Consider the following 20,658-nt stretch of genomic DNA (forward strand, 5'->3'; position numbering starts at 1 on the left):
CATTACGGCAGCCGGTCCGCCAGTGCGCGCAGCAGGCGTACGACACCCTCCGGGCCGTCCACCACCACGTCCGCCCGTTCCCTCAGCTCGGTCACCTCGTCGCTGCCGCTGCACACCAGCAGGCCCGGGGTGCCGTCCGAGCGGAGCGTGTCGACGGCCGCGTAGGCGGGCAGGTCGCCCAGGTCGTCTCCGGCGAAGAGGACGGACCCGGCGCCGATCTCCCGCGCGAACCCGGTGAGGGCGGCGCCCTTGTCCATGCCGGGCGGGCGGAGTTCGAGGACCATCCGGCCGGGCTCCACGATCAGGCCGTGGCGGCCGGCCAGGCCGGCGAGCGGATCGCGCAGGGAGTCCAGCGTGGCCTGCGGGTCGGCGGCCCGGCGGGTGTGCACCGCCACGGACCGGCCCTTGTCCTCGATCCAGGTCCCCTGCGACGCGCCGAACCGGTCGAGGAGCTCGGGCAGCTCGGCGCGTACGGCGGCCACGCCCGGATGCGGCTCGGGGGCGCTGATCTCGCCGGTGCGGGCGTCCCAGCGCTCGGCGCCGTAGTGGCCGAGGACCACGAGGTGTTCCAGGCCCGGGGCGTCCGCGAAGCCGCCGTTACGCACGGCGACCTCGGCGGGCCGCCCGGTGATCACCGCCACGGCGGCGACCTTCGGCGCGAGCGCGGCCAGCGCGGGTACGGCGTCCGGATGGGCCCGGGCCTGCTCGGGGTCGGCCACGATCGGCGCGAGCGTCCCGTCGAAGTCGAGGCCGATCAGCGCCCGGCCGGGGCGGTCGAGGAGGGCGTCCAGACCCTCCAGGCCCGCCTTGGTCACGGGAGGGGGCAGCGGCTGCCACGCCGGCGTGGTGCTGCTCATCCGCCGCTCAGCCCCTCAACGCGTCGAGCTGGTCCAGGAACCACTGCGCCGGCGGCAGCGCGGTCGCCGCCGCTGCCAGCCGCTTGCTGCGCTCGGCCCGTTCCTCCGGGCGCATCGACAGCGCCTCGTGCAGGGCCGCCGCCGTCCCCGTCACGTCGTACGGGTTCACCACGATCGCGTCCTCGCCCAGCTCCTCGAAGGCCCCGGCCTCCCGCGACAGCACCAGGGCGCAGCCCTCGTCGGAGACGACCGGGACCTCCTTGGCGACGAGGTTCATGCCGTCCCGGATGGGGTTGACGAGCGCTACGTCGGCCAGCCGGTACGCGGCCAGGGAGCGGGCGAAGTCGTCCTTGAGGTTGAGGACGACCGGGGTCCACCCCGGCGTCCCGAACTCGGCGTTGATCTCCTCCGAGACCCGCTGCACCTCGGCCGTGTACTCCCGGTACACCGCGAGGTCCTGGCGCGAGGGATACGCGAAGGCCACGTGCACCACGCGCTCGCGCCACTCGGCGTGGGTCTGAAGCAGCCGGCGGTAGGCCAGCAGGCCGCGCACGATGTTCTTCGACAGCTCGGTGCGGTCGACCCGGACGATGGTGCGGCGGCCTTCGCCGATCTCCTCCCGGAGTGCGGCCATCCGCTCCTCGACGTCCTGCTCGTGCGACCGCTTGCGCAGGAAGTCCGCGTCGGCACCCAGCCCGTGCACGCCGATCCGCGTGCCGCCGAGCCCGCCGGCGAACTGCTCGGCGCACGCGGTGAACGCGTCCGCCCAGCGCTGCGTGAGGAAGCCCAGCCGGTCCGCGCCCAGCATGCCGCGCAGCACCTGCCCGGCCACGTCGTCCGGCAGCATCCGGAAGTACTCGGGCGGCGCCCACGGCGTGTGCGAGAAGTGGCCGATCCTCAGGTCCGGCCGCAGCTCGCGGAGCATGCCCGGCACCAGGGTGAGGTGGTAGTCCTGCACCACGACCGCCGCGCCCTGCGCCGCCTCCTCGGCCAGCGCCTCGGCGAACGCCCGGTTGTACGTCTCGTAGGACGCCCACTGGCGTCGGAACTCCGCGTCGAAGACCGGCTCCAGCGGCGTCTGGTAGATCATGTGGTGCACGAACCACAGCACCGAGTTGGCGATGCCGTTGTACGCGTCCGCGTGCACGTCGGCCGGGATGTCCAGCATCCGCACGCCGTCCTCGCCGACGCCCCGCCGGACCGCCTCCCGGTCGCCGTCGGACAGCGCCGAGCACACCCACAGCGCGTCCGCGTCCGAGCCGATCGCGGACAGCCCCGAGACCAGCCCGCCGCCACCCCGCTTGGCGTTCAGCGAACCGTCATCGCCCACCGCGTACGAGACCGGACCGCGGTTGGACGCCACCAGCACCTGTGCAGCACCGTACGTCGAAGCCATACGCCTCAACCTAGCCCGGCCCGGAAACGCTCAAACGTGCGGCCCCGCCCCACCCGGCCGAAAACGACCCCGGTCAGGCCGCTCTCCGCGCCTGGTACTCGGCGATCTCCACCATCGGCGGACGCTCCTCGGTGTCCACGGAGTACGTGCGCGGCTCGAAGCCGTCGCCACCCCGCTCGAACTGCGTCAGGGACGGCCGGATCAGATGCCCGCGGGCCAGCCGCAGCTGGGCCGTGCGGTAGATCGCGGCCGCCATCCGGCCCAGCGCCTGCCCGTCCTGGTGCCGGTGCTTGCGCACGCCGACGTCCACCTGGGCGAGGGCGTCCAGGCCCACCAGGTGCAGCGCGTCGACCAGCATGCCCAGCTCGACGCCGTACCCGACGGGGAACGGCAGCTGCTCCAGCAGCGAGCGCCGGGCCGCGTACTCGCCGCCGAGCGGCTGCACGAACCCGGCCAGCTGCGGCCAGTGCATGTTGAGCAGCGGGCGGGCCATCAGCTCCGTGACCCGGCCGCCCTGCCCGGCCGCCCCGCCGAGGGGACGGTCGTACATGCCCTTCACCAGGGCGACGTCCGGGTCGGTGAGCAGTGGTCCCACGATCCCGGAGACGAAGTCGGACGAGAAGTCCTTCAGGTCCGCGTCGATGAAGCAGACGATGTCCCCGCGCGTGACGAGCAGCGAGCGCCACAGCACCTCGCCCTTGCCCGGTACGGCGGGGATCCGCGGGATGATCTCGTCGCGGTGCACCACCGTCGCGCCCGCGGCGGCGGCCACCTCCGACGTGCGGTCGGTCGACCCCGAGTCGACGACGACCAGCTCGTCGACGAGCGGGACCTGCCGCATCAGGTCGTGACGGATGATCGCGGCGATGTCACCGACCGTCTCCTCCTCGTTGAGCGCGGGCAGCACCACACTCACCGTCTGGCCCGTGCGCTGCTTGGCGGCCAGGATCTGGTGGAGCGGACGATCGGTCGCTGACCAGGAACGGGTGCTCAGCCAGCGCTCGACTTCTTCCAGCACCGTGGCGGCTCCTCTGCGTACTCTCGGCGGGACGGACTGTGACCCATCTCGCGGTTCGGACGACTATCTCAACTGTCCTGGTCGTCGGTTACAGTCTTGAACAACGCGGATGACCATCGCATGTCCGGGGTCAACCGTTGTTTACAACCGAATACAGCTCATCCAGAGGGGCAGAGGGATACGGCCCGATGAAGCCCCGGCAACCCTCCAGCCGACACTCGTAGGTCACTGTCGACCGCTCCGCGAGGTCCCGGCTCGGGAAGGTGCCAAATCCGTCTCACGGCGAGATGCGTCGTGAGGAAGATGAGGAAGGGCCTCGCCTCACATGGCTGTGCAGACTGTTGCAAGCACCACCGACTCCACCGTAGACCTCGGTCCCGCCGCGGCGCTGAGCTGCCGCGAGTGCGGTCACCGCGTACCCCTCGGCCCGGTCTTCGCGTGCGAGGAGTGTTTCGGTCCGCTGGAGATCGCCTACGACTTCTCGGCCTACGACACCGAGGAACTGCGCAAGAAGATCGAAGCGGGACCCGCGAACATCTGGCGCTACGCCCCGCTGCTGCCGGTCCCGGCCGACGTGGCGACCAAGCCGAACATCAACCCGGGCTGGACCCAGCTCGTCAAGGCCGACAACCTCGCGCGCGAGCTCGGCGTCGAGACGGGCAAGCTCTTCATCAAGGACGACTCCGGCAACCCGACGCACTCCTTCAAGGACCGGGTCGTCGCCCAGGCCCTGGAGGCCGCCCGCGCCTTCGGCTTCACCACGCTGTCCTGCTCCTCCACCGGCAACCTCGCCGGCGCCGTGGGCGCCGCGGCGGCCCGCGCCGGCTTCCGCTCCTGCGTGTTCATCCCGCACGACCTGGAGCAGGGCAAGGTCGTCATGGCCGCGGTCTACGGCGGCGAGCTCGTCGGCATCGAGGGCAACTACGACGACGTGAACCGCTTCTGCTCCGAGCTGATCGGCGACCCGGCCGGCGAGGGCTGGGGCTTCGTCAACGTCAACCTCCGGCCGTACTACGCGGAGGGCTCCAAGACCCTGGCGTACGAGATCTGCGAGCAGCTCGGCTGGCAGCTGCCGGACCAGATCGTGGTGCCGATCGCCTCCGGCTCACAGCTCACGAAGATCGACAAGGGCCTGCAGGAGCTGATCAAGCTCGGGCTGGTCGAGGACAAGCCGTACAAGATCTTCGGCGCGCAGGCCGAGGGCTGCTCGCCGGTGTCGACGGCGTACAAGGCCGGCCACGACGTCGTACGCCCCCAGAAGCCGGACACGATCGCCAAGTCGCTGGCGATCGGCAACCCGGCGGACGGGCCGTACGTGCTCGACATCGCGCGGCGTACGGGCGGTGCGGTGGAGGACGTCGACGACGAGCAGGTCGTCGAGGCGATCAAGATCCTCGCCCGGACCGAGGGCATCTTCGCGGAGACCGCCGGTGGTGTGACCGTGGGTGTGGCGAAGAAGCTCGTCGAGAACGGGGTGCTCGACCCGTCGAAGACGACCGTGGTGCTGAACACGGGGGATGGTCTGAAGACGCTGGATGCGGTGGCCGGGACCGGGCTTACTGCGACCATTCGTCCCAACCTTGATTCGTTCCGTGAGGCTGGGCTCGTCTGATCGTTGTCTGCTGCGGGCCGGTGGGGGTTGGTCGCGCCCACGCGGCGGAGCCGCACATCGACACAGCCCCGCGCCCCTGGGGCGCGCCCCAGCCGTAGCTGCAAAACAAAACCGGAGGTCACATCCCGATGAGCGTCACCGTTCGCATCCCCACCATCCTGCGTACCTACACCGGCGGGCAGGCCGAGGTCGCCGCCGAGGGTGCGACCCTCGGCGAGGTCATCGCCGATCTGGAGAAGAACCACACCGGGATCGCCGCCCGGGTGCTGGACGACCAGGGCAAGTTGCGCCGGTTCGTCAACGTGTACGTCAACGACGACGACGTGCGGTTCGAGCAGGGGCTGGAGACGGCGACGCCGGACGGTGCCGGGGTGTCGATCATCCCCGCCGTCGCGGGTGGCTGAACCGGTCGACCGGCTTGATTATTACCTTCGGTAACGTCGGTCACTGAGAGTTCATCGAATTGCCCCCTCCGTGAGAGAAGCGGAGGGGGCAATTCTGTGTGATTGAGCGCGGTACAGTTGGGGAACGCAGCACCGATCTCCTGATCGGGAGCCCTTATTTCCTGCCGCGCGCCCGACAAGATGTAGCCAAAGTGTGTGCGTCTTTCGCGGCTTTTGTTCTTTTTGTGTGGTCCGACTTGCCCTGAAGTCTGGCGAATTCTCCCCACATTCCGGATCCTGCGCGTCCAGAATTCTCGTCCGATTGACCTGTTGCAGACGGCAGTTGGACAGATACATTCAGCCGCGGTCGACGCGTTCCGGCGCACGCCCCCAACCGTGGGGGGTGAGGTCTGACCCGGGTCCGCGAAGTGTGGATCTGTGCAAGGGCCAGTAATAGGGGAGTTAGGCATGGCTCAGGGCACCGTCAAGTGGTTCAACGCGGAGAAGGGGTACGGCTTCATCGCGGTCGACGGTGGTGCGGATGTTTTCGTCCACTACAGCGCGATCCAGATGGACGGCTACCGCACCCTGGAGGAGGGCCAGCGGGTCGAGTTCGAGATCTCGCAGGGCCAGAAGGGACCGCAGGCCGACATGGTTCGCGTCTCTGCCTGAACGCGCACCACGACCAAGCGCAAGCGACCGGTCTTCTCTGAAGGGCCCGCACCCCCCGGGGTGTGGGCCCTTCGGCCTGCTCGCGGGCCGACGCCCGGTTGGCGGGCGTGCCGGGCGACCTGGCGTCGAAATTCGCCGCGCCCGAACGCGCTTCGGCCTCCACCCCGGTGCAGGTGGCGCGGGTTCGCGCTCCGCACCCGCTCGCGGCGTCGGTCTCCTTGCCGTCGCGGGCCGTGGGCCAGGCCTTTCTCTGCTCGCGCGACCCGCCGTGGCGCTGCCCGCGGCCTGTCGGCCAAGCCCGGTGCGCCCTGTTCGCCGGGGGCTGAGTGCCCCGCCCGAACCGTGGTAGCCGCTTGCACTCGCCATGCCCGAGTGCTAATCATTGCGTTAGCACTCTGAAGGTGAGAGTGACAACGTAAGGACCGGGTCGGTGAGGCCCGCAGGCTGGGTGGGAAGGAACCACGAGGCCGGCGAGCCGTCCGTCGCGGGCGCGGGCGCGGTCCGAAGTAATCACCCCCAGTCCTGGAGGGACCACTTCACATGGCCAAGATCATCGCGTTCGACGAGGAGGCGCGGCGCGGCCTCGAGCGCGGCATGAACCAGCTCGCGGACGCCGTCAAGGTGACGCTCGGCCCCAAGGGCCGCAACGTCGTCCTCGAGAAGAAGTGGGGCGCCCCCACGATCACCAACGATGGTGTGTCCATCGCCAAGGAGATCGAACTCGAGGACCCGTACGAGAAGATCGGCGCCGAGCTGGTCAAGGAAGTCGCCAAGAAGACGGACGACGTCGCCGGTGACGGTACGACCACCGCGACCGTTCTCGCCCAGGCCCTGGTCAAGGAAGGCCTGCGCAACGTAGCCGCCGGCGCCAACCCGATGGCCCTCAAGCGTGGTATCGAGCGCGCCGTCGAGGCCGTCTCCGCCGCCCTGCTGGAGCAGGCGAAGGACGTCGAGACCAAGGAGCAGATCGCCTCCACGGCCTCCATCTCCGCCGCCGACACCCAGATCGGCGAGCTCATCGCCGAGGCGATGGACAAGGTCGGCAAGGAAGGCGTCATCACCGTCGAGGAGTCCCAGACCTTCGGTCTGGAGCTGGAGCTCACCGAGGGTATGCGCTTCGACAAGGGCTACATCTCTGCGTACTTCGCCACCGACATGGAGCGTATGGAGGCCGTCCTCGACGACCCGTACATCCTGATCGCCAACTCGAAGATCAGCAACGTCAAGGACCTGCTGCCGCTCCTCGAGAAGGTCATGCAGTCCGGCAAGCCGCTGCTGATCATCGCCGAGGACGTCGAGGGCGAGGCCCTGTCGACCCTGGTCGTCAACAAGATCCGCGGCACCTTCAAGTCCGTCGCCGTCAAGGCCCCGGGCTTCGGCGACCGCCGCAAGGCGATGCTGCAGGACATCGGCATCCTCACCGGCGGCGAGGTGATCTCCGAGGAGGTCGGCCTCAAGCTGGAGAACGCCACGATCGACCTCCTGGGCAAGGCCCGCAAGGTCGTCATCACCAAGGACGAGACCACCATCGTCGACGGTGCCGGCTCCGCCGAGCAGGTCCAGGGCCGGGTCAACCAGATCCGCGCCGAGATCGAGAACAGCGACTCGGACTACGACCGCGAGAAGCTGCAGGAGCGCCTGGCGAAGCTCGCCGGCGGTGTCGCGGTCATCAAGGCCGGCGCCGCCACCGAGGTGGAGCTCAAGGAGCGCAAGCACCGCATCGAGGATGCCGTGCGCAACGCCAAGGCGGCCGTCGAGGAGGGCATCGTCGCCGGTGGTGGCGTGGCCCTGCTGCAGGCCTCCTCGGTCTTCGAGAAGCTGGAGCTCGAGGGTGACGAGCTGACTGGCGCCAACGCCGTGAAGCTGGCGCTGGAGGCCCCGCTCAAGCAGATCGCCGTCAACGGTGGTCTCGAGGGTGGCGTCATCGTCGAGAAGGTGCGCAACCTGCCCGTCGGCCACGGCCTGAACGCCGCGACCGGTGAGTACGTCGACATGATCGCCGAGGGCATCATCGACCCGGCGAAGGTGACCCGTTCCGCGCTGCAGAACGCCGCCTCCATCGCCGCGCTGTTCCTCACCACCGAGGCCGTCATCGCCGACAAGCCGGAGAAGGCCGCCGCGCCCGCCGGCGGCGGCATGCCGGGCGGTGACATGGACTTCTGATCGACCTGGTCGATCAACGTCCTTGCCGAGGGCGGCACTTCCTGTTCCGACAGGGGGTGCCGCCCTCGGGCGTGTCCCGGATCACAGTGCGGACGGGATGCAGGGGACGGGGCCGGATGGTTGGACCGTACGTCTTATGCGTATGCACATACTGTCCGGTATCCGAAGAGGAGCACCCCACGTGACCGTCGACGTCTCCGCCGCCTCCCGCGCCGCCGAAATCCTGTCCCGGCCCGTATCGCTGGGCGGCCTGACCGTCCCGAACCGGATCGCGATGGCGCCGATGACCCGCATGTTCTCCCCGGGCGGCGTCCCCGGCGACGACGTCGTCTCGTACTACTCCCGCCGCGCCGCCGCCGGAGTCGGCCTGATCGTCACCGAGGGCACCTACGTCGGCCACGAGTCGGCCGGGCAGAGCGACCGCGTGCCGCGGTTCCACGGCGAGGAGCAGCTCGCGGGCTGGGCGAAGGTCGCCGAGGCGGTGCACGCCGCGGGCGGCACGATCGTGCCGCAGCTGTGGCACATCGGCATGGTCCGCAAGCAGGGCGAGCCGCCGGTCGCGGACGCCCCGGCCGTCGGCCCCTCCGGTCTGCGCATCGGCGCCACGGAGCCCACCGGCAAGGCCATGACCCAGGCCGACATCGACGCCGTCATCGGCGCGTTCGCCGAGGCCGCGGCCGCCGCCGAGCGCATCGGCTTCGACGGCGTGGAGCTCCACGGCGCCCACGGCTACCTGCTCGACCAGTTCCTGTGGGAGGGCACCAACCGCCGCGCCGACGCCTACGGAGGCGACCCGGTCGCCCGTGCCAGGTTCTCGGCGGAGATCGTCGCGGCCGTCCGCGAGACCGTCTCGGCCGACTTCCCCGTCATCTTCCGCTACTCGCAGTGGAAGCAGGACGCCTACGACGCCCGCCTCGCCGAGACCCCGGAGGAGCTGGAGGCCATCCTGACCCCGCTCGCCGCCGCCGGCGTCGACGCCTTCCACGCCTCCACCCGCCGCTACTGGCTCCCCGAGTTCGACGACTCCGACCTCAACCTGGCCGGCTGGACCAAGAAGCTCACCGGCAAGCCTTCCATCACCGTCGGCTCGGTCGGCCTGAGCGGCGTCGACTTCCTCAAGTCCTTCCAGGGCGAGGGCGCCGAGGTCGGCGACCTCGACAACCTCCTGGACCGCTTCGAGCGCGACGAGTTCGACCTGGTCGCCGTCGGCCGCGCCCTGCTCCAGGACCCGCAGTGGGCGCGGAAGGTCCTGTCCGGCCGCTTCGACGAGCTGGCGTCGTACGACCCGGCGGCGCTGAAGACGCTCAGCTGAGTCCGGAGCCTGTGCCTCTGGATCTCCTTGCGTCAGTCAAGGACACTGACTGAGCGCCTGTTCACCGGCACTCGTGAGGAGATCCAGATGACGACGACGGAGCCCCGCCCGGCGGCCGACGCCCCCCGGTCCGCACCAGTGGTGCGCACCACCGCCGGTGCGGTACGCGGCCGCAGGGAAGAGGGCCTGGCCGTCTTCCGCGGCATCCCCTTCGCCGCGCCCCCCGTGGGTGAGGCCCGGTTCCTGGCACCGCGCCCCGCCCACGCCTGGGACGGCGTACGGGACGCGTACGCCTTCGGCCCGCCGCCCCCGCAGGATCTCGGCAACCTCGGCGGCCCGGGCCTGCTCGACGTCCCCGAGGGCGACGAGTGGCTCACCGTCAACGTCTGGACCCCCGAACCCGACCCGGGCGCCCGCCGCCCGGTGATGGTGTGGATCTACGGCGGCGCCTACAAGCTCGGCCACGCCGGCAGCCCCGGTTACGACGCCCGGCGCATCGCGGCCGACGGTGACGTGGTGGTCGTGTCGCTCAACTACCGCGTGGGCATGGAGGGTTTCGCGTTCATCGAGGGCGCCCCCGCCAACCGCGGCCTGCTCGACCAGGTGGCCGCTCTGGAGTGGGTCCGGGACAACATCCAGGCCTTCGGCGGCGACCCCGGCCAGGTCACGGTCTTCGGTGAGTCGGCCGGTGCCGGTTCGATCGCCTCGCTGCTCTCCATGCCGGGCGCGGCCGGTCTGTTCCGGCGGGCGATCGCGCAGAGCGTGCCGGGGACGTTCTTCTCCGACGCACTGGCCCGGGACATCGGTGCCGCTCTCGCCGCGGAGGTGGGCCTGCGCCCCACGGTTGCCGATCTCGCGACGATCGCCCCGCACCGGCTGACGTCGGCCGGTGAGACGCTGAGCGCCAAGATGCTCCAGTACGTCGACCGCTGGGGCCAGGCGGCGCCCACGGTCACGCCCTTCTCCCCGGTGGTCGACGGCGAGGTGCTGCCGACGAGCCCGTGGCAGGCACTGCGGTCCGGCTCGGCAAAGGACGTCGACCTGCTCGTCGGCCACAACCGCGACGAGTACCGCCTCTTCGTCGCCATGGCGGGTCAGCTGGGCCAGATACCCGAGGAGCGGGCGACAGCGGCCCTCCGCCTCTTCGCCCCCGGCCCCGACGGGGAGCAGGCGTACCGAGCGGCCTTCCCCGACGCCGGCCCCGGCGAACTCTACGAACGCGTCCAGACGGACTGGCTGTTCAACATGCCCTCCCTGCACCTGGCCGAGGCGCAGCGCGCGGGCGGCGGGCGCGCGTACGTCTACGAACTGACCTGGCCGGCCCCGGGCAACGGAGGCGCGCTGGGCGCCTGCCACGGCCTGGACATCCCTCTGCTCTTCGGCACGTTCGGGGCGGACCTCGGCGCGCTGCTGTTCGCGGGCGCCGAACCGTCAGCCGAGGCCGAGGCGCTGTCGTCCCGTTTCCGCGCGTCCTGGACGGCGTTCGCGAGGTCGGGAGACCCGGGCTGGCCGGCGTACGACGACGAGCGGCGGCTCGTGCAGGTACTGGACGCGGAGCCGGTGGTGAGGGCGTACCCGGAGGAGGCCTCGCGTCGCCTGTGGGAGGGCCACGGCTTCCACGCCCTGCCCCTGCTCTGATCTACAGGTTGCCCATCGGCTCGATGTCGACCCTGACCGGCGTACCCCACACGCGCAGGACCTCGTAGTCGGTGAACTCGTGCACGAGCCGGTACGCCATGGCCGCCCGGGGAGCCTTGCGCTGGGCGGCGATGTACAGCTCGGCCTCGCGGCGGTCCCGGCGCGGGGTGCCGCACAGCTGCCACGTCTGGCCGTTCCACAGCTCCGGCAGCCAGCGCTGCTGGGGCTGGGGACGGTCACCGCTCACGCCGTAGCGGGACTGGACCGGCTCGGTGGGCCGGTGATGCGGGGCGGGGCCGTTGAACTCCGCGCGGCGGGCGGCCCGGCGCCGGGTCTCGCACAGCAGGCACAGGTCGGGGGCGGCCTCGTCGACCGGGCCGGTGGGGTGCTCCGGGCAGCGCGTGCTGGGCGCGGCCGTGGTGACGCTGTCCTCCAGCAGGTCCAGGGCGCGCTTCAGGTCGGCCCTGACCTCGTGCAGTTTGGCGTCCGGGCTGTCGGAAGTGAGGGCCTCCCCGTGCTCACCGAGGAGACGGAGGGCACGGCCTAGGGCGGTGAGCTGGGCGTGGTTCATGTGTCCCATTGTCGTCAGTCGGCGTAGTCCTTGAGTTTCTCGGTGTCCAGGGTGATGTTCACGGGGGCGGGGAGCTCGACGGTGGCACCCCAGGGGTGTCGGGAGATCTGCTGGTAGCGGCCGTCTTTCGGTTCGCTGTGGACGGTGAGTGTGTTGTTGTCGCGGTCGATGAGGAGGTATACGGGGATGTCGGCCGCTGCGTAGCCGACGGGCTTGTCGATGCGGTCGCGTTGGTCGGTATCGCGGTCGTGGGAAGCGATCTCTACGGCCATCAGGGCACCGTCGGGGTCGGACCACTCTCGGTCGCCCTTGAAGTGATCCACTGGTGCCAGGAACCCATCCGTGCGTGCCCGGCCCTTGCGGTAAGCCTCTGCCTTGACGCCCCGCTCCGGTGCGAGATCGAAGTCGGGTCGATGTTGCATGCACTGGCGCGACAGCCACAGGAAGATCGACGTGTGGTTGCCGTCCGGTATGGCTTTGACCTCTACCTTTCCATTGATGTACTCAAGCCGCACTGCCTCGGGCGCCGCTGCGGCAAGCTCCTCGAACTCGTCTACGTCGAGCGGGCCGTGCCGGATGCACAGTCGTCCGCCCAGGAACTCCAGCCTGTTCCGGATCTCCCTCGGAGCCCTGCTCACGAGTTCGTCGAAGTCCTCGACATCCATCTGCGGGCGGTCGGTCGTGTCTCGGGTCATGGCTTCGCCTCCTTCCCTCCATCGTGCCCCGGGCTGGTGGCGCCGGACGGTAGGAGCCGTCATGTGTGTGCCCTCTCTTGTCGTCGTCGGGACATCGCAGCGCGGATCTGGGCTGCGTGGTCGTGAACCGTGGGGGCGGACAGGGGTGCGGGCGGTTGCGCGGGGGCGCGTTCGCCCCGGCAGGCGCTGCAACGTCCCCCCGGCAGGGTTTCGGGACGGCCCGGGGCACCGCAGTTCGCGCACTCCAGGATCCGGAGCGGCGGACGTGGGGCGGGTGGAGGCGGGAGTTTGCTGGTCAGGCGGTTGCGGACCAGGGCGGCGGCGTGGTGGACGGGGGTCGGCAGGCCGGCCGTGAGCGCACGTAGTACGTCCTCCTCCGAGGCGCCCCGCTCGAACCACTCCGTCACCAGCGGGGCGAGCGTCGCGCAGTCGGCCTGGGAGAGGGACAGGACGGGCGCCGTGCGGCCGAGGGCGGCCAGGAGGATGTGGGCGCGGGAGCGGGTGGGGCGCGCTGCCTGCTTCGGTACGTCGCCGCGGGTGAAGGCGGCCCACCAGTCGTCATCCCGGGCGGTGCGGGTAAACCACGTTCGGGTGATCCAGCGGGAGCTGCCGTCGTCCGCCGTCACGCACTCCCGGCCTCGGCGCAGGTGTCCAGCTTGCTGGATGCGGTTGAGGGCGGTGCCGAGGGCGCACTGGCCGTACGGGAGCTGTTTGGCCAGCGTCTTTACGGAGATGTCGGCGCCGTCGGGGAGCCGGTCGAGGTAGGCGGCGATGGCTGCTTCGCGGGGTGGGAGGTGTGCGAAGTCCTGCCTGGTGCGAGGAAGTTGGTTGGGGGCGGAGCGCTTTCCGTAGCCGGGGTTGGCCATCGGGTGCGCGGACAGCGCGGGCCCACTAAAGTTGGCGTCAGCCATGGGATCGAACCTGTTCTTCGATGCCGCTGGTTAAGCCCCCGCAGGTGTTGGCGCACCGGGCGGGGGCTGTTGCTTGTGCACGAACGTTAGAGGCGTGTCACTGTCCGTGGCAAGCCGAACGCGTCAAGTCAACACGCGGGGTGGGGGGGCGGGTTGAGCCCTCTACCCGTTCCTTGAAAAAAGGGCTCGAAGCCCGGGTCCCGAAGCTCAGGCGGTGCCGTCCTTGAGGTTCGCGACGAACGCGCCCCAGGTGGTGGCCCGGAACACGAGCTTCGGGCCGTGGGGGTTCTTGGAGTCGCGGACAGGGATGAATGGGGCGTGGTTGTCGGCTATCTCCAGGCAATCGCCGCCGCTGCCGCCGCTGTAGCTGGACTTGTGCCAGGTGGCCTCAGTGATGCTCCTCATGGCCGTAATCCTGCGCGATGTCCTCGATGAGGGCCAGGGAGTCGGCCGGTGAGAGGGCGCATGCCGTAAGGAGTTGGAAGGTGCGGCGCTGGTACCGGACGGTGGTCGGATCGTCCTCCAGCCGTCCCGTACCCACTCCCTCGAAGTACAGCAGCGGAGGCGCGTCCTCGAAGTCCATCAGCTTCATGGAGCCCTCCATCGACGCGTGAGCGCCCGCTCCGAACGGCAACACCTGCACGATGACCCGGTTGCGGCGAATCAGGCCGGCGACGTGGTCCAGCGCCTCTGCCATCACTTCCCGGCCGCCTGTCTGCCGACGCAGCGCGGCCTCGTCAAGCACTGTCCACAACAAGGGGCCTGTTGGGTCGTCGAGGAGGGTTGTCCTGTCCATTCGGGCCGCCACCAACTCCTCGATCACCTCCGCCGGTGCCGTGGGCCGGTAGGCGCGGAACACGGCTCGCGCGTACGCAGGAGTCTGCAGCAGCCCGGAGATCAGGAGCGACGCGTACTGCCGGATCTCTGTGGCCTCCGCCTCCGCCTCTACCGCCTCCGCGAAATGCTCCGGATACTTCGACTTCGCCGCCGCCCCACAGTGCCGCTGGAAGAAGTCCTCCGTCCCCAGCGCCTCGTCGAGCAACCGCGCGTACTCCCGCTGCATCCTGCGCGTACCCGCCTCCAACTGCCCGATGAACGACCCGCTCACGAACAGCCGCTGTCCCAGTTCCTCCTGGCTGAGGCCCGCCTTCTCGCGGGCGTGGCGGAGTTCGGCGCCCAGGAGAGCCCGCGGGGAGGAGGACGGGTCGAGGTTCCTGGATCCGGGCATGGGCAACTCCCTGTCGTACACATCGGGTTGTTGGACCGCCGTATCTGGCCAGGTTAGGGGCGGCTCGGACACGCTGTGTGGTGAATCGCGAACTCAGCGTGGAGGTAGGGAAAGGTGCGTTCGACCGAAGAGATCGTGGAGTCACTGCGGGACGCGCTCGCGGGAGTCGGTGTCGTGCTGCCGTCGCTGGGCGTCGACCCGGTGACCGGTGCGAGCGCCGAGCCGTTCGCCCTGGTCGATCTGGGGCGGTGCAACGTGAGGACGGCCGAGCATCTGACGGACGTACTGCGCTCGCTGCCCGCGCGGGAGACGCTGCGGGCTCGCGTGAGGCAGGTCAACCGGGAGACGAAGTCACGGTGAAGTATTGGTGACCGGCGGGCGTACAACCATTTACCCGCCATCGCCGTCGAACTGGCGTATCACGCGTACAGCGGCGTATGCCCCACCGCACGCCATCCCGGAAGACACGTCCTTTTCTCAGAGGGATCCTGTTCATGACGCTCCGTTGGCTGTGCGGTGTCCTGCGCGTGCGCGGGAAGACCGATCTGTTCCTCGTCCTCCTCCTCGCCGCCGGTTTCGCCGCCCTGCCCGTCTTCGCGTTGCTGCCGTCGCTGTGGGGCTTCGCGGCGGCCTCGGCCATGACTTACGTCGCGGACGAGGTGCTGCACGCGCGGGCCCCCTCCTTCGTGCGGCGGTTGGCCGCCTTGCAGCTGACGCGCACGATGCGGTTCACCGTGCGGACGGTGATGCTGCTCGCCCTGGCCGACCGTATGAACGCGTCGGACGCGGTGCTGGTGACCGCCCTGGCGGTGTTCAGCGCCCACTTCGCGCTGGTGACGCTGTATACGGCGGTGCATCACGCCATCCGGCGGCGGCGCACGCTCCCCGTGGTGGCGCGCAACCTCGACATGAGCGGGGCGGGCATCCCCGAGGCCCCGCCCGCCTTCCTCTACCGGCGCTTCCTGCGCAAGCTGCTGCACCTGGACCTGCCGGCCCACGCCGGGCTGCTGGCCGCGCTCGCGGCGGGGGCGTGGCAGCCCGCCGTCGCCGGTTTCGCGCTGACCGCCGGGCTCACGGTGGCCGCCGTACTGGCGTTGCTGGCGCAGCTGCGCCGGGCCCGCCGGACGCCGTCCGACGACCAGGTGATCGCCGAGGTCAACCGGCAACTCGCTGGATACCGGCCGGAGGTGGCGCTGTACTTCAGCTTCGCGTCCGTGTCCCGGGACTTCATGTACCAGGTCAACATGTGGATCGAGACGCTGGAACAGCTCGACCGGCGGCCGCTGATCATCCTGCGGGAGCGGGCCTCGTTCCGCTACCTGAGCCGTACGTCGATCCCGGTCCTGTGCGTACCGAAGGCCGACGACGTGGCGCAGCTGGAGCTGCCCGAGCTCCGGGTCGTCCTCTACCCCGGCAACGCGGGCAAGAACGTGCACATGCTGCGCGTCGCCGAGGCCAAGCACGTCTTCATCGGGCACGGCGACAGCGACAAGCTCGCCAGCAGCAACCGGGTGAGCAAGGTGTACGACGAGATCTGGGTCGCCGGGCGGGCCGGACGCGACCGCTACCAGCGGGTGCGGCACGCCATCGACGACGGGGCGATCGTCGAGGTGGGCCGTCCGCAGCTGTCGTCGATCCGGCTGCACGCGGACCATGTGCCCGGGCCGCTGCCGACCGTCCTGTACGCGCCGACCTGGGAGGGCTGGAGCGACGACGACTGCCACACGTCCCTGATCCCGATGGGCGTGACGCTGGTGGAGAAGCTGCTCACGGAGAACGTGCGGGTGCTCTACAAGCCGCACCCTCTGACCGGCAAGCGCTCCCGCGCCGCGGCCGAAGCCGACCGGGCCATCAGGGAGTTGCTGCGTGCCGACAACGTCTGGCGGGACGCCGAGGGGCGGGACGGTGACCGGGCTGAGGCCGCGATCGCCGCCGCCCGGCCGCGGCTCGCGGAGATCCAGGCCCGGCTCGGCGAGCTGTCGGGACGGCTCCGCGGCGACGACGCGCAGCAGACCCGCGAGGCGCGCGTCCCGGACCGGAGCGGCGAGGCCGAGTGGCACGCGCTGCGGGCCGAGTGGCACCGGATCTTCTGGGAGAGCCGGGGCGCCGTCCGGCACCACGTGATCGTCAGGCAACTGCCCACGCTCTACGAGTGCTTCGACCAGGCCGACATGCTCATCAGCGACGTGTCGTCCGTGGTCGCGGACTTCGTGGCGAGCCTCAAGCCGTACGTCCTGACCAACGCGGACGACCTGCCCGACGAGGCCTTCCGGGCCGCGTACACCACCGCCGGGGGTGCCTACCTCCTCGACCGCGAGTGCGTCCGGCTGCCGGAGATCCTCCGCGCGGTCCGCGCACCGCTGCACGACCCGATGGCACCCGAGCGCCGCGTCCTCAAGGAGTACGTCCTGGGCCCGGACCATCCCACCTCCACGGAGCGGTTCAACGCGGCAGTCAACGCCCTGGCCGGCAAGGCCGCGGCGGAGCACGAGAAGTGGCGCGGCGACGGACCGCGGGTCGCTGTGGGGCTCTAGGCCGTGTCCGCCCGAGTGGTGCTCGTGGCCGCTGCCAGGGCCGCCCGCAGGTGGCCGGCGGACTCCGCCAGCAGGCGGGCCGCCGTCGGGCCGTCGACGCCGGCCAGGAGGGTCAGGATCGCGTTCTTCACCTCGCCGTCGGTGGCGGCCAGGGCCCGTTCGATCTCCTCGTCGCCGGCGCCGGTGGCGAGGGCGACGATGCGGTGGGAGCGGGCGCGCAGTTTGTCGTTGGAGGCGCGGACGTCGACCATCAGGTTCCCGTAGGTCTTGCCCAGGCGGATCATCGTGATCGTCGAGAGCATGTTCAGGACGAGTTTCTGTGCCGTGCCGGCCTTCAGGCGGGTGGAGCCCGTGAGGAGTTCGGGGCCGACGACGATCTCGATGCCGTGGTCGGCGGCGGCCCCGAGCGGGCTGCCCGGGTTGCAGGCCAGGCCGATGGTGAGGGAGCCGCGGGCGCGGGCGTACTCGACGGCGCCGATGGCGTACGGGGTGCGGCCGGAGGCCGAGATGCCGACCACCGTGTCGTCCGGGGTCAGGCCGAGGGGCTCCAGGTCGGCACGGGCCAGTTCCCGGGAGTCCTCCGCGCCCTCCACCGAGGTGACCACGGCCTGCGGGCCGCCCGCGATCAGCCCGACGACCCGGTCGGGGTCCGTGTTGAAGGTGGGCGGGCACTCGGAGGCGTCCAGGACGCCCAGCCGGCCCGCCGTGCCGGCCCCCGCGTAGACCAGGCGGCCGCCCCGGGCCATCCGCTCGGCCAGGGCGTCGATCGCGGCGGCGATCTCAGGCAGCCGGGCCGCGACCGCCCCGGCCACGGTCGCGTCCTCGCCGTTCATGAGCCGCGCGATGTCGAGGGTGGGTAGCCGGTCGATGCCGGCCAGCTCCGGCCGGAACGCCTCGGTGGTCAGGGACTCCAGCTCGGCTCTGAGACCACGGGGGTTGGAGGTGGAGGTCATGGACGGCTCTTTCCGTGTCTTTCCGGTGCTGGGCGGGGCGGCTGCCTCAGGAACGATGCCGGTGGGCCAACGCCTCGTACGACGCCGAGAGCGCCGGCGCCGCCGTCTCGTACGTCCGCTGCGCCACGCCCACGAACAGGCAGTCCACCACAAGAAGCTGTCCGGTCCGGGACGACATGGCCGCGGGACGCAGCTCGCTCTCCCGGGCCGTGGACGTGGTGAGGACGTGGTCGGCGTACTGGGAGACCGGGCCGTCCGGGCGGCCGGTGATCGCCACCGTCGTCGCCCCGCGCTCGAAGGCGACCCGCAGCGGCTCGATGACGTCCCCCGTCGACCCCGAGTGCGTGATGGCGATCGCGACGTCGCCCGCGCGCAGTTGGACGGCGTTGGTGACGGCCAGGTGCGGGTCGCTGTGCGCATGCGCGACCAGCCCTATGCGCAGCAGCTTCTGCGTGAGGTCCTGGGCGACCAGGCCGGACGCCCCGACGCCGTACACGTCCGTGCGGCGGGCGCCGGTCAGCGCGGTGACGGCCGCGCCCAGTTGGACGGTGTCGAGACCGGCGGCGGTGTCGGCGAGGGTCTGCTGCTCGTCGTAGGCGAGCTTCGCGACCACGTCGGCGATCGGGTCGTCGACCGCGATGTCCGTCGTGATGGCCGGGGCGCGGCCGGACTGCTGCTGCGCGGCGAGGCCGGCGAGGGCCAGGCGCAGGTCCCGGTAACCCGGATAGCCCAGCAGCCGGGCGGTGCGTACGACGGTCGCCTCGCTGGTGCCCGTGAGCTCGGCGAGACCGGTGACCGTGAGGGCCGCGCAGCCGGCCGGATCGCCCGCGACGGCCTCGGCGACGCGCTGCATGGAACGCGTCATCGACGGGCCCAGCGTACGGACCTTGGCCGCGAGGGCGGCGGGCGCCGGCGGGGTGCCGAAACTTTCCTTCACTCTTGAGGTCACCTCTGAAAGATATTTTCGGCTCGGCGTCACGGTCAAGAGTGCGCACAATGGGGGCATGGACCCCATCAGCCCCCTGGAGCAGGCACTGCACGCCGCGCGCGCCCTGGTGCTCGCCGACCTCGTCGCGGGACGCGTCGCCGAGGCGGACGTCGTCTCCCTGGTCGAGGAGTCCGTCGTGCAGCGGCGCTGGTGGGTCGAGCAGTGGCCGGAGGGCGCGCAGTACGTCGCCGGCCTGGTCGCGCAGGACGTGCAGGACGCCCTGCTGGAGCGCTACGGCCGCTGGCCGCTGTGCCCGGTGTGCGGCACGGGCGAGCCGCACGCGCTGGACGTGCAACCGGAGTTGGGGCCCGACCCGCACTGGGTGTGCAGCGAGGCGGGCGTGAAGGTCGCGGCGGTCGGGTCGCTGGGCGAGGCGCTCGGCGGAGCGGCGCCCTCGTGACCGTCTACATCGACCCGCCGACCTGGCCCGGCCACGGCCGCATGTGGTCCCACCTGATCAGCGACGTCTCGTACGAGGAACTGCACGCCTTCGCCGAACGCCTCGGCGTGCCCCGGCGGGCCTTCGAACGCGACCACTACGACATCCCCGCCCAGCGGTACGCGGACGCCGTGGCGGCCGGGGCCGTGGAGGTCAGCAGCCGCGAGGTGGTGCGGCTGCTGCACGCGGCGGGGCTGCGCCGGCCGAAGGGGCGGCGGACTCAGCCGCGTGGTTCGCGCAGCTCGTAGGTGACCTGCTCGGTGTCCTCCGCGACGGCCTTGAAGCCGGCCCGGGCGAGGACGTTGTGCGAGGGCGCGTTGTCCCGCTCGACGTTCGCGACGACCGTGTGCACCTCGTCCCGGGACAGCGCCCACGCGGACAGCGCGCGCAGCGCCTCGGTGGCGTAACCGTGGCCACGGGCCGCCTCGACCAGGTCGTAGCCGACCTCCACCCGCCCCGACTCGTCCGGCACGCTGTGGAAGCCCATGGCGCCGAGCGCGCGGCCGTCCTCCCGCCGGACCAGGACGTACATGCCCCACTCGGGCCGGTGGACGCCGTCCTCGTACTGCTTGAACACCAGTCCGGAGCCGACCCGGGTGCCCTCGATCGGGCCGCCGTCGAGCCACTCGAAGCCGCCGTCGCCGACCGTGGCGAGGTCGCTCGCCACCGCCGGGGTGACGCCCTGCAGGGTGAGCCGGTCGGTGGGGATCACGAGGTTGTTGCTCCACCGCCACGCGGTGACCGGCTCCCGGCCGGGCAGGTCGCCCCGGCCGGTGGCCCACAGCAGGGTCCGCCAGGGGGTGGGGCCGGGCTGGACATGCGGGAAGATCCGGGTGAGGACGAAGTCGCACAGCTCGGGGGCCGGTTCGCACGCCACGCCCAGGCCCTCGGCCACGTCGTGGGTGTGCAGCAGCACCTCGGCCACGCCCATCGCGGCGAACCCCTCGCGGTTCGCGCTGCGGAACGGATACGGATGGAAGGCCCGGACCTCGCGCGGGGTGGTGCGGATCGTGGCGGCGAGCAGGTGCCCGTCGTGCGGATCACCCGCAGCGCACCCGCGTTGTCCGTGCCCTCCTCCAGCGAGATCTCGAACGGCGTCCACGCCTCCTGCTCGCGCCCCGCCAGCTGCCCCGCGTACGCGATGAGATTCTCGGCGATGTGCACCGCCGTCTCCCGGCAGCTCCACTCCATCCGCCCGGCGCGCACCGGCTCCCAGTCCCGGTCGGTGACCGCCCCCAGCAGGCCCACGCACTCGTCGACGGCCTGCTCCACCTGTTCCGCGCCCGTT

At 70.9% G+C, this 20,658-nt stretch carries 20 protein-coding genes, 1 pseudogene and 1 riboswitch; of the genes and pseudogenes, 10 read left to right on the forward strand and 11 right to left on the reverse strand.

Annotated features, from left to right (window positions below):
- Positions 1-2 precede the first annotated feature (2 nt).
- The 3 genes from otsB to ABZ192_RS22545 form a co-directional block, all read right to left on the reverse strand.
- Entirely contained in the window at positions 3-857 is an 855-nt protein-coding gene (gene otsB / locus ABZ192_RS22535) for a trehalose-phosphatase (RefSeq protein ID WP_356926233.1), read from the reverse strand.
- Positions 858-864: 7 nt separating this feature from the next.
- Positions 865-2,253 (reverse strand): trehalose-6-phosphate synthase, encoded by a 1,389-nt coding sequence (locus ABZ192_RS22540; protein ID WP_356926234.1) that lies wholly within the window; start codon positions 2,251-2,253, stop codon positions 865-867.
- Between the two features lie 73 nt (positions 2,254-2,326).
- On the reverse strand, positions 2,327-3,271 hold the full coding sequence (locus ABZ192_RS22545) for a glucosyl-3-phosphoglycerate synthase (protein ID WP_356926235.1): 945 nt from the start codon (positions 3,269-3,271) through the stop codon (positions 2,327-2,329).
- A 155-nt stretch (positions 3,272-3,426) separates the two neighbouring features.
- Positions 3,427-3,581: riboswitch (SAM riboswitch) on the forward strand.
- A 15-nt stretch (positions 3,582-3,596) separates the two neighbouring features.
- On the opposite strand from ABZ192_RS22545, the gene thrC reads away from it, so the two are divergent.
- The 6 genes from thrC to ABZ192_RS22575 all read left to right on the forward strand — a co-directional run bounded on the left by thrC (position 3,597) and on the right by ABZ192_RS22575 (position 11,051).
- On the forward strand, positions 3,597-4,883 hold the full coding sequence (thrC, locus tag ABZ192_RS22550; RefSeq protein WP_356926236.1) for a threonine synthase: 1,287 nt from the start codon (positions 3,597-3,599) through the stop codon (positions 4,881-4,883).
- Between the two features lie 128 nt (positions 4,884-5,011).
- Positions 5,012-5,287, forward strand: a complete 276-nt coding sequence (locus ABZ192_RS22555) for a ubiquitin-like small modifier protein 1 (protein ID WP_010035955.1) — start codon at positions 5,012-5,014, stop codon at positions 5,285-5,287.
- A gap of 447 nt (positions 5,288-5,734) precedes the next feature.
- Positions 5,735-5,938, forward strand: a complete 204-nt coding sequence (locus tag ABZ192_RS22560) for a cold-shock protein (protein WP_010035953.1) — start codon at positions 5,735-5,737, stop codon at positions 5,936-5,938.
- A gap of 540 nt (positions 5,939-6,478) precedes the next feature.
- Positions 6,479-8,101: a chaperonin GroEL gene (groL, locus tag ABZ192_RS22565; RefSeq protein ID WP_356926237.1), complete on the forward strand. Its 1,623-nt coding sequence runs from the start codon at positions 6,479-6,481 to the stop codon at positions 8,099-8,101.
- Between the two features lie 181 nt (positions 8,102-8,282).
- Entirely contained in the window at positions 8,283-9,413 is a 1,131-nt protein-coding gene (locus ABZ192_RS22570; RefSeq protein WP_356926238.1) for an NADH:flavin oxidoreductase, read from the forward strand.
- Positions 9,414-9,500: 87 nt separating this feature from the next.
- Entirely contained in the window at positions 9,501-11,051 is a 1,551-nt protein-coding gene (locus tag ABZ192_RS22575) for a carboxylesterase family protein (protein ID WP_356926239.1), read from the forward strand.
- 1 nt (position 11,052) lies between these two features.
- Here ABZ192_RS22575 and ABZ192_RS22580 read toward each other — a convergent pair whose 3' ends face one another.
- From ABZ192_RS22580 to ABZ192_RS22600, 5 genes are all read right to left on the reverse strand, one after another.
- Complete coding sequence (locus tag ABZ192_RS22580; RefSeq protein WP_356926240.1) at positions 11,053-11,622, reverse strand: hypothetical protein; 570 nt, start codon at positions 11,620-11,622, stop codon at positions 11,053-11,055.
- A gap of 14 nt (positions 11,623-11,636) precedes the next feature.
- Positions 11,637-12,317 (reverse strand): Uma2 family endonuclease, encoded by a 681-nt coding sequence (locus tag ABZ192_RS22585; protein ID WP_356926241.1) that lies wholly within the window; start codon positions 12,315-12,317, stop codon positions 11,637-11,639.
- A gap of 59 nt (positions 12,318-12,376) precedes the next feature.
- Positions 12,377-13,183, reverse strand: a complete 807-nt coding sequence (locus ABZ192_RS22590; protein ID WP_356926242.1) for a hypothetical protein — start codon at positions 13,181-13,183, stop codon at positions 12,377-12,379.
- A 252-nt stretch (positions 13,184-13,435) separates the two neighbouring features.
- Positions 13,436-13,633 (reverse strand): DUF397 domain-containing protein, encoded by a 198-nt coding sequence (locus ABZ192_RS22595; RefSeq protein WP_356926243.1) that lies wholly within the window; start codon positions 13,631-13,633, stop codon positions 13,436-13,438.
- Positions 13,617-14,456, reverse strand: coding sequence for a helix-turn-helix transcriptional regulator (locus ABZ192_RS22600; RefSeq protein WP_356926244.1), 840 nt, complete (start codon positions 14,454-14,456; stop codon positions 13,617-13,619). The genes ABZ192_RS22595 and ABZ192_RS22600 overlap by 17 nt, the downstream gene beginning before the upstream one ends.
- Before the next feature lie 114 nt (positions 14,457-14,570).
- On the opposite strand from ABZ192_RS22600, the gene ABZ192_RS22605 reads away from it, so the two are divergent.
- Both ABZ192_RS22605 and ABZ192_RS22610 read left to right on the forward strand, forming a co-directional pair.
- Positions 14,571-14,816: a hypothetical protein gene (locus tag ABZ192_RS22605; protein ID WP_356926245.1), complete on the forward strand. Its 246-nt coding sequence runs from the start codon at positions 14,571-14,573 to the stop codon at positions 14,814-14,816.
- 134 nt (positions 14,817-14,950) lie between these two features.
- On the forward strand, positions 14,951-16,990 hold the full coding sequence (locus ABZ192_RS22610) for a hypothetical protein (protein WP_356926246.1): 2,040 nt from the start codon (positions 14,951-14,953) through the stop codon (positions 16,988-16,990).
- Here ABZ192_RS22610 and murQ read toward each other — a convergent pair.
- Both murQ and ABZ192_RS22620 read right to left on the reverse strand, forming a co-directional pair.
- Positions 16,987-17,943, reverse strand: a complete 957-nt coding sequence (murQ, locus tag ABZ192_RS22615; protein ID WP_356926247.1) for an N-acetylmuramic acid 6-phosphate etherase — start codon at positions 17,941-17,943, stop codon at positions 16,987-16,989. The two genes, ABZ192_RS22610 and murQ, sit on opposite strands and share 4 nt — an antisense overlap.
- Before the next feature lie 46 nt (positions 17,944-17,989).
- Positions 17,990-18,880, reverse strand: a complete 891-nt coding sequence (locus ABZ192_RS22620) for a MurR/RpiR family transcriptional regulator (protein WP_230528713.1) — start codon at positions 18,878-18,880, stop codon at positions 17,990-17,992.
- A gap of 67 nt (positions 18,881-18,947) precedes the next feature.
- Between ABZ192_RS22620 and ABZ192_RS22625 the strand changes: the two genes are divergently transcribed.
- Positions 18,948-19,331, forward strand: coding sequence for a hypothetical protein (locus ABZ192_RS22625; protein ID WP_356926248.1), 384 nt, complete (start codon positions 18,948-18,950; stop codon positions 19,329-19,331).
- Positions 19,328-19,618, forward strand: coding sequence for a DUF4031 domain-containing protein (locus ABZ192_RS22630; protein ID WP_356926249.1), 291 nt, complete (start codon positions 19,328-19,330; stop codon positions 19,616-19,618). Before ABZ192_RS22625 ends, ABZ192_RS22630 begins: the two co-directional genes overlap by 4 nt.
- Here ABZ192_RS22630 and ABZ192_RS22635 read toward each other — a convergent pair.
- Positions 19,591-20,642: pseudogene (locus tag ABZ192_RS22635) on the reverse strand (GNAT family N-acetyltransferase). The gene ABZ192_RS22630 and the pseudogene ABZ192_RS22635 sit on opposite strands and share 28 nt — an antisense overlap.
- Positions 20,643-20,658 lie beyond the last annotated feature (16 nt).

Origin of the sequence: Streptomyces sp. NPDC006235, from assembly GCF_040613735.1 — a bacterium.
Lineage (GTDB): Bacteria > Actinomycetota > Actinomycetes > Streptomycetales > Streptomycetaceae > Streptomyces.

What these genes read in the sequence shown, in the direction of transcription:
- ABZ192_RS22560 (WP_010035953.1), top strand. Translation starts at nt 5,735, where the DNA reads ATGGCTCAGGGCACCGTCAAGTGGTTCAACGCGGAGAAGGGGTACGGC.
- ABZ192_RS22555 (WP_010035955.1), top strand. Translation starts at nt 5,012, where the DNA reads ATGAGCGTCACCGTTCGCATCCCCACCATCCTGCGTACCTACACCGGC.
- ABZ192_RS22600 (WP_356926244.1), bottom strand. Translation starts at nt 14,456, where the DNA reads ATGCCCGGATCCAGGAACCTCGACCCGTCCTCCTCCCCGCGGGCTCTC.
- ABZ192_RS22625 (WP_356926248.1), top strand. Translation starts at nt 18,948, where the DNA reads ATGGACCCCATCAGCCCCCTGGAGCAGGCACTGCACGCCGCGCGCGCC.
- ABZ192_RS22575 (WP_356926239.1), top strand. Translation starts at nt 9,501, where the DNA reads ATGACGACGACGGAGCCCCGCCCGGCGGCCGACGCCCCCCGGTCCGCA.
- otsB (WP_356926233.1), bottom strand. Translation starts at nt 857, where the DNA reads ATGAGCAGCACCACGCCGGCGTGGCAGCCGCTGCCCCCTCCCGTGACC.
- murQ (WP_356926247.1), bottom strand. Translation starts at nt 17,943, where the DNA reads ATGACCTCCACCTCCAACCCCCGTGGTCTCAGAGCCGAGCTGGAGTCC.
- groL (WP_356926237.1), top strand. Translation starts at nt 6,479, where the DNA reads ATGGCCAAGATCATCGCGTTCGACGAGGAGGCGCGGCGCGGCCTCGAG.
- ABZ192_RS22610 (WP_356926246.1), top strand. Translation starts at nt 14,951, where the DNA reads ATGACGCTCCGTTGGCTGTGCGGTGTCCTGCGCGTGCGCGGGAAGACC.
- ABZ192_RS22585 (WP_356926241.1), bottom strand. Translation starts at nt 12,317, where the DNA reads ATGACCCGAGACACGACCGACCGCCCGCAGATGGATGTCGAGGACTTC.
- ABZ192_RS22590 (WP_356926242.1), bottom strand. Translation starts at nt 13,183, where the DNA reads ATGGCCAACCCCGGCTACGGAAAGCGCTCCGCCCCCAACCAACTTCCT.
- ABZ192_RS22595 (WP_356926243.1), bottom strand. Translation starts at nt 13,633, where the DNA reads ATGAGGAGCATCACTGAGGCCACCTGGCACAAGTCCAGCTACAGCGGC.
- ABZ192_RS22580 (WP_356926240.1), bottom strand. Translation starts at nt 11,622, where the DNA reads ATGAACCACGCCCAGCTCACCGCCCTAGGCCGTGCCCTCCGTCTCCTC.
- ABZ192_RS22540 (WP_356926234.1), bottom strand. Translation starts at nt 2,253, where the DNA reads ATGGCTTCGACGTACGGTGCTGCACAGGTGCTGGTGGCGTCCAACCGC.
- thrC (WP_356926236.1), top strand. Translation starts at nt 3,597, where the DNA reads ATGGCTGTGCAGACTGTTGCAAGCACCACCGACTCCACCGTAGACCTC.